The 14,400-nt window shown below is 55.7% G+C and carries 12 protein-coding genes; 4 read left to right on the top strand and 8 right to left on the bottom strand.

Annotated elements, in window-relative coordinates; all coding sequences use genetic code 11:
- Positions 1 to 26: 26 nt before the first annotated feature.
- The 4 genes from mzrA to ACXIZX_RS16685 all read right to left on the bottom strand — a co-directional run bounded on the left by mzrA (position 27) and on the right by ACXIZX_RS16685 (position 3,568).
- Positions 27 to 395 (bottom strand): EnvZ/OmpR regulon moderator MzrA, encoded by a 369-nt coding sequence (gene mzrA / locus ACXIZX_RS16700; protein ID WP_179452066.1) that lies wholly within the window; start codon positions 393 to 395, stop codon positions 27 to 29.
- Positions 392 to 1,069 carry a DedA family protein gene (locus ACXIZX_RS16695; RefSeq protein WP_008103505.1) on the bottom strand — a complete coding sequence of 226 codons (678 nt, stop codon included), beginning with the start codon at positions 1,067 to 1,069 and terminating at the stop codon, positions 392 to 394. The genes mzrA and ACXIZX_RS16695 overlap by 4 nt, the downstream gene beginning before the upstream one ends.
- A 335-nt stretch (positions 1,070 to 1,404) precedes the next feature.
- Positions 1,405 to 2,178: a transcriptional regulator ExuR gene (gene exuR, locus ACXIZX_RS16690; protein ID WP_008103503.1), complete on the bottom strand. Its 774-nt coding sequence runs from the start codon at positions 2,176 to 2,178 to the stop codon at positions 1,405 to 1,407.
- A gap of 88 nt (positions 2,179 to 2,266) precedes the next feature.
- Positions 2,267 to 3,568: an MFS transporter gene (locus ACXIZX_RS16685; RefSeq protein ID WP_008103499.1), complete on the bottom strand. Its 1,302-nt coding sequence runs from the start codon at positions 3,566 to 3,568 to the stop codon at positions 2,267 to 2,269.
- Positions 3,569 to 3,941: 373 nt separating this feature from the next.
- On the opposite strand from ACXIZX_RS16685, the gene uxaC reads away from it, so the two are divergent.
- The 3 genes from uxaC to ACXIZX_RS16670 are packed head-to-tail and all read left to right on the top strand — an operon-like array spanning position 3,942 to position 8,303.
- Positions 3,942 to 5,357 (top strand): glucuronate isomerase, encoded by a 1,416-nt coding sequence (gene uxaC / locus ACXIZX_RS16680; protein WP_479404603.1) that lies wholly within the window; start codon positions 3,942 to 3,944, stop codon positions 5,355 to 5,357.
- Between the two features lie 2 nt (positions 5,358 to 5,359).
- Positions 5,360 to 6,808, top strand: a complete 1,449-nt coding sequence (locus tag ACXIZX_RS16675) for a tagaturonate reductase (RefSeq protein ID WP_479404891.1) — start codon at positions 5,360 to 5,362, stop codon at positions 6,806 to 6,808.
- Between the two features lie 4 nt (positions 6,809 to 6,812).
- On the top strand, positions 6,813 to 8,303 hold the full coding sequence (locus tag ACXIZX_RS16670; protein ID WP_179452069.1) for a UxaA family hydrolase: 1,491 nt from the start codon (positions 6,813 to 6,815) through the stop codon (positions 8,301 to 8,303).
- A gap of 42 nt (positions 8,304 to 8,345) precedes the next feature.
- Here the strand turns inward: ACXIZX_RS16670 and sstT are convergent, their stop codons facing one another.
- From sstT to ACXIZX_RS16655, 3 genes are all read right to left on the bottom strand, one after another.
- Positions 8,346 to 9,593 carry a serine/threonine transporter SstT gene (gene sstT, locus ACXIZX_RS16665; protein ID WP_008103491.1) on the bottom strand — a complete coding sequence of 416 codons (1,248 nt, stop codon included), beginning with the start codon at positions 9,591 to 9,593 and terminating at the stop codon, positions 8,346 to 8,348.
- Between the two features lie 232 nt (positions 9,594 to 9,825).
- The gene (locus ACXIZX_RS16660) at positions 9,826 to 10,797 is read right to left on the bottom strand and encodes a TerC family protein (protein WP_008103489.1); all 972 of its coding nucleotides are present in this window, start codon (positions 10,795 to 10,797) and stop codon (positions 9,826 to 9,828) included.
- A 278-nt stretch (positions 10,798 to 11,075) separates the two neighbouring features.
- On the bottom strand, positions 11,076 to 12,056 hold the full coding sequence (locus ACXIZX_RS16655; protein WP_479404890.1) for a Gfo/Idh/MocA family protein: 981 nt from the start codon (positions 12,054 to 12,056) through the stop codon (positions 11,076 to 11,078).
- Positions 12,057 to 12,195: 139 nt separating this feature from the next.
- Between ACXIZX_RS16655 and ACXIZX_RS16650 the strand changes: the two genes are divergently transcribed.
- On the top strand, positions 12,196 to 13,884 hold the full coding sequence (locus ACXIZX_RS16650; protein WP_061720386.1) for a chloride channel protein: 1,689 nt from the start codon (positions 12,196 to 12,198) through the stop codon (positions 13,882 to 13,884).
- On the opposite strand, the gene ACXIZX_RS16645 is transcribed toward ACXIZX_RS16650, so the two are convergent.
- Complete coding sequence (locus ACXIZX_RS16645) at positions 13,881 to 14,381, bottom strand: M48 metallopeptidase family protein (protein WP_479404602.1); 501 nt, start codon at positions 14,379 to 14,381, stop codon at positions 13,881 to 13,883. The two genes, ACXIZX_RS16650 and ACXIZX_RS16645, sit on opposite strands and share 4 nt — an antisense overlap.
- Positions 14,382 to 14,400: the final 19 nt, after the last annotated feature.

Here is a 14,400-nt window from a genome sequence, read left to right as displayed (position 1 = left end):
CCTGGCTTAGCGTCAGGCGGTGAAATTTAGCTGTAAGTTGGGCGATTAGCGTCGGGATATTGCTGCGAAGCCTGCGGGCCAGCGGCAACGACAAAGCCTTGTGGCAACAGGCGCTTCAACACTTTCTGCGCCGCGAGGCTCTGCTCTTCATTCTCAAAATGAATCACCAGCGCATCGCCTGAAGGCGTAATACTTTTGATACGCACGCCCTGTGCGGAAAGTTGCTGATAGAGATAAAAACCATCGGGCAGATTGGTGCCGCTGTTGGCGACACGAATCTGCACCACGGTTTCATGCTGCATCAGAGTCGGAACGAAACAGATCGCCAGCAGCGCCAACGCGCCACCCAGCGCCCAAGGCAGTAAACGCCTTGGGAATCCACGGAGTTTGATCATGACTGTGAATTCCCGTTACGCGTCGACTGACGTTTGCGCCAAATCACCACTAAAGAACCGACCAGACCAATCACCAGCAGCACCAGTGGCAGCAGCATCAGGCACAACATCAGTTCATCTTCGTAACGACGGAAAATCGGGGTTTTGCCCAGCGCGAAGCCCAGCACGGTAAGGATCAGCACCCACAGGAAGCCACTTACCCAGTTGAAGAACTGAAAGCGCGCATTACTCAGGCCAGAAAGCCCGGCGATGGTCGGGAGCAAGGTGCGGACGAAGGCAATAAAGCGACCCACCAGCAATGCAGACAAGCCATGGCGATGGAACAGTCGGTGGGCGCGTTGATGATATTGCGCAGGCAGGTGCGATAACCATTTTTGCACGGTAGGCGTATTACCGAGCCAGCGACCCTGAATATAGCTTACCCAGCAGCCAAGGCTGGCACCGGTGGTCAGAATCAGCAGTGTCAGCGGGAAACCCATGGTGCCTTTAGCAATCAGCACACCCACCAGAATCAGTAAACTATCGCCGGGCAAAAACGCGGCGGGCAGCAGTCCATTTTCCAGAAACAGAATCATGAACAGCACACCATAAATGGCCCAAACCAGCGTCGGGTCGGAGAGCATTTCGTAATCCTGCTGCCATAAGGCATGCAGCAATGCTTGCAAAATATCCATCAATCATTCCTGAACATCATTGTTAAACGTGCCCGTGAGGGGCTTAGGCGCAGACTGGCGTTGGTTATACATTTTAGATAAGCAGCCTGAGCAGGAGTTTCCGGATCCTTCCAGAATTGATTGTTAAATCAGCGACTTTATAAAAGCCCTGTCGCAAAGGGTAATAAAAGGGCGATAACTGTAACAAAAATAACGTTATCCAGACAGGGGAAAGTGCCCGCCGCACAGGAGTTTTACCTTTAGACGCAGGTGGTCCAAAGGAGCTTTACATGAGCTGACACTATTGCAGACTAACTGACTTTTTCGGCAACAAAACGGCTGAAAAATAAGCAGGATCAGCGTGGGTTTTCGCTACCTTCAGGCAGGATGACCGGATTTTCAGCAAACATGTAACGGTCGACGTTAAATTCAAAATCGTCGGTGGTGGCGTTAAACAGCATCTGCTTAGTATTTTCCAGATGTTGCCACATTGCCAGCTTACTGGCGGCGGGATCTTTGCGGATCAGGGCTTTGAGGATCTGGTCGTGATCGTCGCACCAACTGGTGATATTTTTGGCATCAATGTGTTCGTGCAGCTTCAGCCAGTAAGGATTGTGCAGACGATGCAGCCACATCTTCTCGACAATCGCCGCTAAAGCGCTGTTCTGCGTCGATTGCGCGATGCGCACGTGAAACTCCATATCCCACGCCGAATCGCGCGAATGATCTTCCTGACGTGCTTTCTCCTGAATCGCCATTAATGCCACGATGTCCTGACGCGTTACCTGGGTGGCGGCAAACTCAGCCACGTTGCTTTCAATCAGCTGGCGCGCCTGCAATAACTCGAAGGGACCGAAATTGGCGAACTCCAGCTGGCTGGATGTCACCACGCGGTTCTGCTGCTGGCTGCTGATGACGTGAATGCCGGAACCTTTCCGCACCTCCACGTAACCTTCCACTTCCAGCATGATGATCGCTTCACGCACCACGGTACGGCTCACCTGCATCTCTTCCGCAATCAGACGTTCGGCAGGCAGCTTGTCGCCAACCCGGTAATCGGCGGCTTCAATGCGGCGTTTGAGTTCGCTGGCGAGCTGTTGATAGAGGCGTCGTGATTCGGTCAGGTCCATTGCGCGGTCCGCTGTGGGAGAAAGTTGAGTTGTTATACCACTTCAGCCGCACAGAGGAAATGGGCTGGCGGATGCCAGCCCGATGAGGTTAGGTGCGTACCGCAGCGGACTGCACTGCGGGTTGATCGTCGAGTTCAGAAACCGGCTGATTTTTCAGGACCGTCCAGATAACCACCGCGCCTAACAGATCAAACACCGCCAGCGCCGCGAACAGCGGGCTGAAGCCCAGCGTATCGGCCAGCGCACCAACCACCAACGCAAACATGGTGCTCGCCGTCCAGGCCGCCATGCCGGTTAAGCCATTGGCGGTAGCCACTTCGTTACGGCCAAACACATCCGAAGAGAGCGTGATCAGCGCACCAGAAAGCGCCTGATGGGCAAAACCGCCGACGCACAGCAGCCCAATCGCGACATACGGGCTGGTGAACAAACCGATGGTGCCTGGCGCAATCATCAACACCGCGCCCATGGTGACCACCAGTTTGCGCGAGACGATAAGATTGACGCCAAACCAGCGCTGGAACAGCGGCGGCAAGTAACCACCGACAATGCATCCGAGGTCGGCGAACAGCATCGGCATCCAGGCAAACATGGCGATCTCTTTCAGGTTGAAGCCGTACACCTTGAACATAAACAGCGGGATCCATGCGTTGAAGGTTCCCCACGCCGGTTCGGCGAGGAAACGCGGCAGCGCAATGCCCCAGAACTGACGATTGCGCAGGATCTGGCGCGCCGACATCTTCTTGTTATTGCCGGTTTGATGCTGCAGTTCCTGGCCGGCAATGATGTAGTGACGCTCCTCATCACTCAGCTTGGTTTGCTGTTTGGGATGTTTGTAAAACACCAGCCAGCAGATGGCCCACACCATGCTCAGCACGCCGGTAATAATGAACGCCATTTGCCAGCTGTGCGCCATGATCGCCCACACCACCAGCGGCGGCGCCAGCATCGCACCAATCGACGATCCCACATTGAAATAGCCCACCGCCACCGAACGCTCTTTGGCGGGGAACCATTCGCTACTGGCTTTCAGGCCGGCCGGAATCATCGCTGCTTCGGCGGCGCCAACCGCACCGCGCGCCAGCGCAAAGCCGCCCCAGCTGCCCGCCATCGCGGTTGCGGCACAGAAAATCGCCCACAGCACGGCAAACACCGCATAACCGATTTTGGTGCCGAGCATGTCCAGCACATAACCGGCCACCGGCTGCATGATGGTGTAGCACGCCGAGTAGGCGGCGACGATATAGGAATATTGTTGCGTGGTGATACCCAACTGCGTTTCCAGCGTGGGCGCCGCAACGGCAATGGTATTGCGCGTCAGGTAGCCGAGCACCGTGCCCAGCGTCACCAGCCCAATCATGTACCAGCGTAGCCCTTTGATCTTACGCATTATTAACCTCGTCCAGTCTGTCGTTGCGGTTTTACCGCTGTAGTTATCTGGAGCGGGAAGATGTGAACAGCGCTGCTCACTCCCGCAGTTCCTTGCCTGTGCCATTAATCCCGTTAGCAACGGAGCGAGAGGTTAACTTGTTATACAGCTTCAAAAGTTGAATGCCATCACATAAACCTTGCGGCGCGTGTGTGTTAGAGCGAAAGAACGTTAAAACAGCCATTTAACGCAATATCCACAACAGGATCGTCCATATACCCACAGTGAAACTGTCATTATTGTGAGTCGGATCGCAAACAATTTTGCCGTTCGTCTAAATTGGTATGATAACTTTTAGTTAAAAGCCATCTGGCTACAAAATGAGGAAGCAGGTATGTCGCGTTTTATGAGTGAGGATTTTCTACTCGACACCGAGTTCGCCCGTCGTCTGTACCATGACTACGCCAAAGACCAGCCGATTTTCGACTATCACTGTCACTTACCGCCGCAGCAGATTGCCGATAACTACCGCTTCACCAATCTCTATGACATCTGGCTCAAAGGCGATCATTACAAATGGCGTGCGATGCGCGCTAATGGCGTGCCGGAAGCGTTGTGTACCGGCGATGCCAGCGACCGTGAGAAATTTAATGCCTGGGCGCGCACCGTGCCGCATACCATCGGCAATCCGCTCTATCACTGGACGCATCTCGAATTGCGTCGACCTTTTGGCATCACCGATGTGCTGTTGAACGAACAGAGCGCGGAACGTATCTGGCAGCAGTGCAATGAATTGCTGGCGCAGGATGCATTCAGCGCGCGCGGCATCATGCAGCAGATGAAGGTGAAAATGGTCGGCACTACCGACGATCCGCTCGATGACTTACAGCATCACCGCAAGCTGGCGCAGGACAATAGTTTCGACGTCAAAGTGCTGCCGAGCTGGCGTCCGGACAAAGCCTTCAATATTGAGCTGGAGAGCTTCCTGCCATGGATTCAGCGCTTAGAGCAGGTAGTGGATGTCAGCGTGCTGCGCTTTGACGATCTGCGTCGCGCCTTAAGCCAGCGACTCGATCACTTCGCCGCGCATGGCTGCAAAATTTCCGATCACGCGCTGGATGTGGTGCTGTTTGCGGAAGCGGATGAGGCCACTCTGGACGGCATTCTGGCTCGTCGACTGCAAGGCGCAGCGCCTTCCGCCGAAGAGACAGCCCAATTCAAAACCGCCGTGCTGGTGTGGCTCGGCAGCGAATATGCGCGCCGTGGCTGGGCGCAGCAGTATCACATTGGCGCGCTACGCAACGCTAATCGCCGCCAGTTCGATATCCTCGGCCCGGATGTTGGTTTCGATTCGATTAATGATGCGCCGCTGGCGATACCGCTGGCGCGCCTGCTGGATGCGCAAAACCGCAATAACGCGCTGCCTAAAACCATCCTTTACTGCCTCAACCCGCGCGATAACGAAGTGCTGGCGACTATGGCGGGCAATTTCCAGGGTGAAGGCGAACCGGGCAAGATGCAATTTGGTTCGGCGTGGTGGTTCAACGATCAGCTGGATGGCATGCAGCGCCAGATGACACAGCTGGCGCAAATCGGCCTGCTGAGCCGCTTTGTCGGCATGCTGACTGATAGCCGCAGCTTCCTCTCCTATACGCGCCACGAATATTTCCGTCGTCTGCTGTGCCAGATGATCGGCAATTGGGTGGAGCGGGGCGAAGCGCCTGCCGACGAAGCGTTGTTAGGGCAGATGGTACAGAACATCAGTTTCAACAATGCGCGCGATTACTTCGGCATTGAGCTGGGAGCCTGATGATGCAGCGACTCAACCGTCACGATTTTCCCGGCGCGCACTATAGCGAACGCGTTATCCAGTTTGGTGAAGGCAATTTCCTGCGCGCCTTCATCGACTGGCAACTCGACTGGCTTAATCAACATCAAGACACCGATGCGGGCGTGGTGGTGGTGCGGCCGCGCAATCGCGTGGTGGAAGAGACGCTTAATCAGCAAGATGGCTTGTACACCACGCTGATTCGCGGGCTAAACACGGCGGGCGAGCAGGTGAGTGAAGCCCGCCTGATCCGCAGCGTGAATCGTGAAATCCAGCCGTATCAACAGTTTGACGAATTTCTCGCGCTGGCACGCGCGCCACAAATGCGTTTTGTCTTCTCCAATACCACGGAAGCGGGCATTGCCTTCGCAGAGCAGGATCGGCTGGACGATACGCCCGCCTCGTCCTTCCCCGGCAAGCTGACGCAGCTGCTGTGGGCGCGCTTCAACCATTTTGCTGGCGCCAGCGATAAAGGTTGGCTGGTGGTGCCCTGTGAACTGATCGATTACAACGGCGACACGCTGCGTGAGCTGGTGCTGCGCTATAGCCAGCATTGGCAGTTGCCGCCGGAGTTTGCCTGCTGGGTGCAGGATCACTGCGCGTTCTACAACACGCTGGTGGATCGCATTGTCACCGGATATCCGGCGGATAGCGCGGCGATCGAAGCTTCATTGGGCTATGAAGATCGCTATCTGGTGGCGGGCGAAGTCTATTACCAGTTTGTGATTCAGGGGCCGGACGCATTGGCGCAGGAACTGCAGCTGCACGCGCTGGCACCGGAAGTGAAGCTGGTGGACGACATCACGCCGTACAAAGCGCAAAAGGTGGCGATCCTCAACGGCGCACACACCGCGCTGGTGCCGGTGGCGTTTCAGGCCGGGCTGGAGAGCGTGGGAGAAGCGATGGATGACGCGCAGATGGCCGGTTTTGTCGATGCGCTGCTGCGTGACGAGGTGATCCCAACATTGGATCTGCCACGCGATGAGCTGCGCGCCTTTGCCGACGCGGTGCAGCGTCGCTTCCGTAATCCCTTTATTCGCCATGCGTTACTCTCCATCGCCCTCAACGGCATGACTAAATTCCGCACCCGTTTGCTGCCGCAACTGCTGATGTCGCAGCAGCAAAACGGTCAATGGCCTGTGCGCCTGACTTTCGCCTTTGCCGCGCTGCTGGCCTTTTATCGCGGTGCAGAGGGCGAGCGTCACTGGCCGCTGCAGGACGACGAACACTGGCTGCAGCGTTTTGCTGAGCTGTGGCCAGCGGTAAATAACGATAAACAGACTCCGGAACAGTTGGTACGCGCGGTACTCAGCGATGCCAATCACTGGGGCGAAGATCTCACTCAGCGGCCCGGGTTAGTTGCCGCGGTTAGCCAACACCTGCAAAACATCATCGTCCACGGGATGCGGACGGCGTTGACACAACTGAGATAACGCTATGCAAGATGCCATTAGAATACATTCACGCGACAACGTTGCTGTGGCGTTGCGCGATTTGCCAGCCAATACCCAGGTCGAAATCAATCAACAGACGATCACCTTGCAGCAGGAGGTTGGGCGCGGGCATAAATTTGCGTTGCAGCCTTTAGCGACTGACGCGCTGGTGATCAAATACGGTTTGCCGATCGCGCACGCCACTCAGCCGATTGCGGCCGGTGAGATCATCCACTCCAGCAATGCGCGCACCAATTTGAGCGACTTGGATGAGTACGACTATCAACCCGATTTTCTCGAACTGCCGCCGCAAGCAGGCGACCGCGACGTGCAGATCTACCGCCGCGCCAGTGGTGAAGTGGGCATCCGTAATGAGTTATGGATTCTGCCCACTGTCGGCTGCGTGAATGGCATCGCACGGCAAATCCTGACGCGCTTTATGAAAGAGACCAATGACGCCGAAGGCATTGATGGCGTGCATCTGTTCAGCCATCCGTTTGGTTGTTCGCAGCTTGGACAAGATCACGAGAACACCCGCACCATGCTGCAAAATATGGTGCGCCATCCCAATGCTGGCGCGGTGCTGGTGATTGGCCTTGGCTGCGAGAACAATCAGGTCGATGTGTTCCGTGAAACGCTTGGTGGTTTCGATAGCGACCGCGTGCAGTTCATGGAGTGTCAGAAGCAGGATGATGAAGTGGAAGCGGGGCTGGAGCGCCTGCACGAACTCTATCGTGCCATGCGCGAAGATCAGCGTCAGCCGGGCAAACTCAGCGAGCTGAAGTTTGGTCTGGAGTGCGGCGGTTCGGATGGTTTCTCCGGCATCACCGCCAATCCCATGCTGGGCTGTTTCTCCGACCAGATGATTGCCAACGGCGGCACCACTGTGCTGACCGAAGTGCCGGAGATGTTCGGCGCAGAGCGTATCCTGATGAGTCGCTGCCGCAATGAAGCCACCTTTGAAAAAACTGTGGCGATGATTAACGACTTCAAGCGCTACTTTATCGATCACCAGCAGCCGATTTACGAGAATCCCTCACCCGGCAACAAAGCCGGCGGCATCACCACGCTGGAAGAGAAGTCGCTTGGCTGCACGCAGAAGGCCGGGCAAAGTCAGGTGGTGGATGTGCTGAAGTACGGTGAGCGCTTGCATACGCCGGGACTCAATCTGCTAAGTGCGCCGGGAAACGATGCGGTGGCCACCAGCGCGCTGGCAGGCGCGGGATGTCATATGGTGCTGTTTACCACCGGGCGCGGTACGCCGTATGGCGGTTTTGTGCCGACGGTGAAAATCGCCACCAATACGCAGCTCGCCGAGAAGAAGCCGCACTGGATCGATTTTAATGCCGGACGTTTGATTGAAGGGATGAGTATGGCGGCGATGCTGGAGGACTTCGTCGATATGATTGTGGCGATTGCCAATGGCCAACCGGCGCGCAATGAAACCAATGATTTCCGCGAGTTAGCCATCTTTAAAAGCGGAGTGACGTTGTAGAACCAGGTCGCCATTCATGGCGACCCATTCAACAACCGCACTTTATTCCGATTCTGAAACCGTACGACGCGGTTCGCGCTCGGCTTCGGCCTGGCATACGGCGGCGGTAAACAGAATATCCGTCGAGGAGTTCAGCGCGGTCTCGGCGGAATCCTGCAGCACGCCAATAATGAAGCCCACCGCCACTACCTGCATCGCCAAATCATTCGGAATACCAAACATATTGCAGGCTACCGGGATCAGCAGCAGCGAACCGCCCGCCACGCCGGATGCGCCACAGGCACACAGCGACGCCACCAGACTTAACAGAATGGCGGTTGGAACATCCACCGAAATACCCAGCGTATGCACTGCAGCCAGCGTCAACACGGTGATGGTAATCGAAGCACCGGCCATGCTGATGGTGGCACCCAGCGGGATCGACACGGAATAAGTGTCCTCATCCAGATTGAGGCGCTTCGCCAATGCCATATTCACCGGGATATTGGCCGCTGAACTGCGGGTGAAGAATGCGGTGACGCCACTTTCGCGCATGCAGGTAAATACCAGCGGATAAGGGTTGCGGCGGATCTTCTGGAACACCAGCATCGGGTTAATCACCAGCGCCATAATCAGCATGCAGCCGAGCAGCAGCGTGAGCAGATTGGCGTATTCCCACAGCGCATCAAAACCGGTTGAGGCAAGGATGGAAGCTACCAGGCCAAAAATCCCCAGCGGCGCACAACGAATCACGCAGCGCACCACCCAGGTTGCGGCATTTGACGCATCATTAAGAAACGCTTTGCTGCTTGGGCTGGCATGACGAAACGCCAGGCCCAATCCCAGCGCCCACACCAGAATGCCGATGTAGTTGGCGTTCATCAGTGCTTCAATCGGATTCGATACCATGCTCATCAGCAAACCGTGCAGCACTTCGGCAATGCCCGACGGCGGCGTAATTTGCGTAGCACCCACGTTCATCGACAGCGTCTGAGGGAACAGATGGCTGAAGATCACTGCCACAACCGCAGCAAAGAACGTGCTGAGCAGATACAGCATGATTATCGGGCGGATATTGGTTTTCTGTCCCTGCTGATGGTTAGCGATCGAGGAGATCACCAGCACCAGAACCAGCAGCGGCGCGACGGCTTTCAGCGCACGCACGAACAGCTCGCCCAGCAAGCCAACGGCCAGTGCGGCATCACGTGAGAACCACGCCAGCGCCACGCCCGCCACCAGGCCGATCATGATTTGTTTTACCAAGCTTCCTGCGAACAGCGCGCCCAGACGTCCAATAAAGTTGTTTTGCATATCACAGTCTTTTTATATTCGCGGTCATGAGTATTGTGCGCGGTTCCACCACGCACAACGGTTTGCCCGGCGGAGTATAAGGAAAAGAGCTTATGAGGAAAGAGATAATTCTGTGCATGCGTGGCAGATCGGTTTTTTGATCTGCTGATGATGGGAAGTGTGACAGATATATAAAAGGCGAAGGTTGCCACTGGCGAAACAAAGCAGGGGCGATTAGCGCCCCTGCAGAAGATTATGGTGAGATCTTCTTCTGGTCGTTTCTGTGGTTCACCCAGGCGTTGATCAGCAGCGTACCGCCGAGAATCACGCCCACCACCGTCAGCGAGATGCCGACGGGAATGTGATAGAACTCGACGATCAGCATCTTGATACCGATAAATACCAGCACAATCGCCAGGCCATATTTCAGCATCGAGAAGCGCTCCGCCACGTTAGCCAGCAGGAAGTACATGGCGCGCAGGCCGAGAATCGCGAACAGGTTTGAAGTCAGCACAATGAACGGATCGGTGGTCACCGCGAAGATGGCGGGAATGCTGTCCACGGCGAAAATCACATCGCTCAATTCAACCATGATCAGCACCAGCAGCAGCGGCGTAGCAAACAGCACGCCGTTTTTGCGGGTGAAGAACTTCTCACCGTCGAGGCTATCGGTCATGCGCAGATGCTTTCGCAGCCAGCGCACCACCGGCTTGTCGCCAACCGTGCTGTCATCTTCCTCTTTCGCCAGCGCCATTTTCAGGCCGGTAAACAGCAGGAAGGCGCCGAATACGTAAAGAATCCAGCTGAACTGGGTAACCAAATAGCTGCCAGCGAAGATCATGATGGTACGCAGCACAATCGCACCCAATACGCCATAAATCAGCACGCGGCGCTGCAAGTTGGCCGGGACAGCGAAGTAGCTAAACAGCATCAGCCAGACAAAGACGTTATCAACCGCCAGCGCTTTCTCTAAAACGTAGCCGGTAAGGAAGGCGAGGGTTTGCGCGGTGGCGACTTCGCGCCCGGCGGTGCCGTCGAGATACCACCAGAAGGCAGCGCTGAACAGCAGTGAAACGGAGACCCAAATCAGCGACCAAACCGCTGCTTGTTTGAATGACATGGTTTGTGCGCCGCGTCGGCCCTGTAACAGCAGGTCGATCGCCAGCATGATGAGCACCACGACAGCGAAGCTGCCCCAAAGTAACGGTGTGCCAACTGAGTGCATAGTCGTATCCTTTTCCAGAAATAAAAAAAGCGGCTGAAGTCAGAAGACGTCAGCCGCTTTGATCGTGCTGCAAGCAAACCTCGCCTTCCGGCAAGGTCTCACTTACAACTCAGAATGGATTCCGGGTTGCCTGACGACCGGATGCGTTTCGCATATTGCGTGGCGCATCGTAATGACGATCAATCAGCTTACAAGTTACTCCCCTTTGCAGCGCTCAACATACGGAGTTCGATAATCGCTTTCAAGAGGGCTCCAGAAATGTTTTGCAATATTTACACTTAAGCCTGATCTGCCGGGAATACCACGCCGGTCTGGCGGCGGATTTCCGTGAGCAGTTGCGCCGTAATGCGCGAGGTTTCTAACCCCGCATGCTCAACTTCACCGGCTTCTACCAATTTGGCGAAGGTTTCAGCTTCATACAGCATGGTGTTGATGTGCTGCGGCTGCGTCAGGTTTTGGCTCTCGCCGCCGCGCGGGATAAAGCGCAGTTGCTGGCATTCGGAGATCTTTTCAATTATCAGCGATCCCGCTTCGCCCTGAATCTCACTCGGGATCAGTGAATCGCTGACTTTTGAGTGCAGCAGCGTGACATCAAAATCGCCGTAGCCCAGCACCACCACGCCATGCGCATCAACGCCACTTTCCAGCAGGGAAGCTTGCGCTTTGACCTGCTGCGGCGCACCCCACAAGGTGACGGCGGCGGCGAGGCAGTAAAAGCCGATATCCATGATTGAGCCGTTCGACCAGCGAGGATTAAAGGTATTCGGGTTCTCGCCATCCAGATAGCGTTGATAACGCGAGGAGTACTGGCAATAGTTGATCAGGGCTTTGCGCAGTTTACCCAGTTGTGGCAGCGTTTTTTGCAGTTGCAGGAACGTCGGCAGGCTGGCGGTTTTAAAGGCTTCGAACAGCACCACCTGATGCTGGCGTGCGCAGGCAATCATCGCCTCGGCTTCACGCAGGTTAGACGCCATCGGCTTCTCGCAAATCACATGCTTGCCGTGCGACATAAACAGTATCGCCTGCTCACTGTGCAGCGCATTCGGACTGGCGATATACACCGCATCAATCTCACTGCTGGCGGCAAGTTCATCCAGTGAGGTGAAGGTCAGTTTGCAGGGATAATCCACCACAAAAGCGTCGGCCTGCTGCTGATTACGCGAATAGACGCCGCTCAGCTTCATCTTGCCGGTTTCATGCGCGGCGTCGATAAACTGGCGGGTAATCCAGTTGGTTCCCACGATGGCGAAACGAATCACGTGCTGCTCTCCTGCTAAAGTAAAACGGCAGAGTAACATGTTCATCTGAGCGCCAGGCAGGCGAAATTTGATCCTGAGATCCGCATTCCAATATGATGATGCCGCACAACTTTTTAACCGACTTAGCGGGGACGCGCGGGTGAGTGGAAGTAAACATGCTCTGAACTGGACCACATTACTGATCGCCATCCCCGTTGGATGCGTGGCCTCGCTGGTGACGCTGGCTTTTCGCGGCGTGATCGATGTCATTAACCGCCTGCTGTTCAACAGCGATAACGAAATCACCGTAGCGATGCATGTCTGGCCGTGGATCTTTTGGCCGCTGCTGGTGGGCGCGGGCGGCGTTATCGCCGGTTTTTTCCTGCGCTATGCGGTGGCGATTGAGAAACAGGAAACGGTGCAGACCGATTATCTGGAAGTGATCAACGCGCGGCTTGATGCAGTGCCGACCAAAACCTCGCTGTTCCGTGCGCTGTCGTCGATTGCCAGTATCGGCAGCGGCGCGTCGATTGGTAAAGAGGGGCCGATGGTGCAGCTATCGGCGCTGAGCGGCAGTTTAATCGGGCGCTGGCTGCCCAAATCGCTCAATCTTCGCAACAGCGATATCGTGGCGATGGCCGCCGCAGCCGGACTTTCGTCGGTGTATCACGCGCCGCTGGCGTCGGCGATATTTGTGGCGGAAATCGCGTTTGGCATTTCGGCGCTGCAGCGCTTGATTCCGCTTATTATCTCGTCGGCGGTGGCGGTAATGACCATGTGGTCGCTGGGTTTCCGCAGCGCGCTTTATCCGTTATCCGAAGCGCTGTTTCAGATGGATATCAGCAGCTTGCTAATGACGTTGCTGATTGGTTTTGTCGCTGGCATCGCCGGTTGGCTGCTAATAAAACTCATTGCGCGCAGCAAGGCGCTGTTTGGCCGGGTGCGTTCGCTGCCGTTGCGGCTGGGCGCGGGTGGATTAGCGGTGGGTTTTCTGGCGCTGATCTCCACCGATATTCTCGGTAACGGGTACGAAGTGATCGTCAAAATCATTGATGGCCAATATCTGCTGATGGGTTTGCTGGGATTGCTGCTGTTAAAAACGCTGGCGACCACGCTGTCGGTTGGCTCCAACGCGGTGGGCGGGTTGTTTACCCCTTCATTATTGATCGGCGCACTGCTCGGCGTGGCGCTGGCGCAGATGGGCGTGATGCTGCATTTACCGGTCGGCAATACCTTGCTGTATGCGGCAATCGGCATGGCGGCGGTGCTGGCGGCGGTAAGTCAGGCACCGTTAATGGCGATGCTGATGGTGTTAGAGATGACGCTGAATAGTAGCCTGCTGTTCCCGATCATGATCGCGTCGGTGCTGGCGTCGATGGTGGTCTATCGCTTGCAATCGTCCAGCACTTATCCGGTGGTGAGCAGTCACTTCAGTCGTTCCGAAGCCAAGTATGATTTCGATAACATGCGCGTTGACCAGCTGATCATTCCCGGCGCAGCGCTGCAGCCGGAAGAGTCGGTGGGGCAGGCGTTGGCGGTGAGCTCACTCAAGCGTGAACGTTATGTGTATGTAATTAATAGCGAAGGGCAATTTCTTGGTGTGGTGTCGATTCACGATATCTCACGCAAGGTGCTGTCGCAGGAGATCACGCTGCATTCGCCAGTCAGCAGCGTGATGGATAATAACTTTCCCTGCATTTATCAGAATCAAAGTATGCGTGAAGGTTGGGAAGCCTTTGCCCGCGTCACGCTTGAGCGGCTGCCGGTGCTGAATAACCCGCAGGAGCGCCGTTTTATGGGCGCACTGACCAAAACCAGTTTGATTCAAAAAGCGCAGGAGTTTCTTTAAGCCGCGTTGCCGCGCATCGCCTGGTCGGTCATCCACAAGCGAGCGTCAAACTCCAACTGATGATAATCCGGTTCCATGTGGCAGCAGAGTTGGTAAAAGGCTTTGTCGTGCTCTTTCTCTTTAAGGTGCGCCAGCTCGTGCACCACGATCATGCGCAAAAACGCTTCCGGTGCGAGGCGGAAGAAAGTGGAGATGCGAATCTCCGCTTTGGCTTTGAGATTGCCGCCTTGCACGCGCGAAATCGCCGTATGCAGCCCCAGCGCGTGCTTCATCACTTTGATCTTATTGTCCCAAATCACTTTGCTCACCGGCGGCGCGCTGCGCATATAGCGGTTTTTCAGCGCCTGGGTGTAATCATAGAGCGCACGATCGCTGACGATATTGTGCGTATCGGGATAGCGTTGCTGGAGAAATGAACCTAAACGCTCATGTTCGATCAGCGTCTGAACCTGCTCGAGGATGTTTTCAGGGTAACCGTGCAGATAGATTAATGACATTGGGATTCCCGGCGAAAGA

Source organism: Candidatus Pantoea symbiotica, from assembly GCF_056491525.1.
Note: the sequence above shows the minus strand (reverse complement) of the source record. Positions and strands in the feature narration are given on the sequence as shown.

Coding starts and splice junctions, on each gene's coding strand:
- mzrA (WP_179452066.1), bottom strand. CDS start 395: ATGATCAAACTCCGTGGATTCCCAAGGCGTTTACTGCCTTGGGCGCTG.
- ACXIZX_RS16695 (WP_008103505.1), bottom strand. CDS start 1,069: ATGGATATTTTGCAAGCATTGCTGCATGCCTTATGGCAGCAGGATTAC.
- exuR (WP_008103503.1), bottom strand. CDS start 2,178: ATGGACCTGACCGAATCACGACGCCTCTATCAACAGCTCGCCAGCGAA.
- ACXIZX_RS16685 (WP_008103499.1), bottom strand. CDS start 3,568: ATGCGTAAGATCAAAGGGCTACGCTGGTACATGATTGGGCTGGTGACG.
- uxaC (WP_479404603.1), top strand. CDS start 3,942: ATGTCGCGTTTTATGAGTGAGGATTTTCTACTCGACACCGAGTTCGCC.
- ACXIZX_RS16675 (WP_479404891.1), top strand. CDS start 5,360: ATGCAGCGACTCAACCGTCACGATTTTCCCGGCGCGCACTATAGCGAA.
- ACXIZX_RS16670 (WP_179452069.1), top strand. CDS start 6,813: ATGCAAGATGCCATTAGAATACATTCACGCGACAACGTTGCTGTGGCG.
- sstT (WP_008103491.1), bottom strand. CDS start 9,593: ATGCAAAACAACTTTATTGGACGTCTGGGCGCGCTGTTCGCAGGAAGC.
- ACXIZX_RS16660 (WP_008103489.1), bottom strand. CDS start 10,797: ATGCACTCAGTTGGCACACCGTTACTTTGGGGCAGCTTCGCTGTCGTG.
- ACXIZX_RS16645 (WP_479404602.1), bottom strand. CDS start 14,381: ATGTCATTAATCTATCTGCACGGTTACCCTGAAAACATCCTCGAGCAG.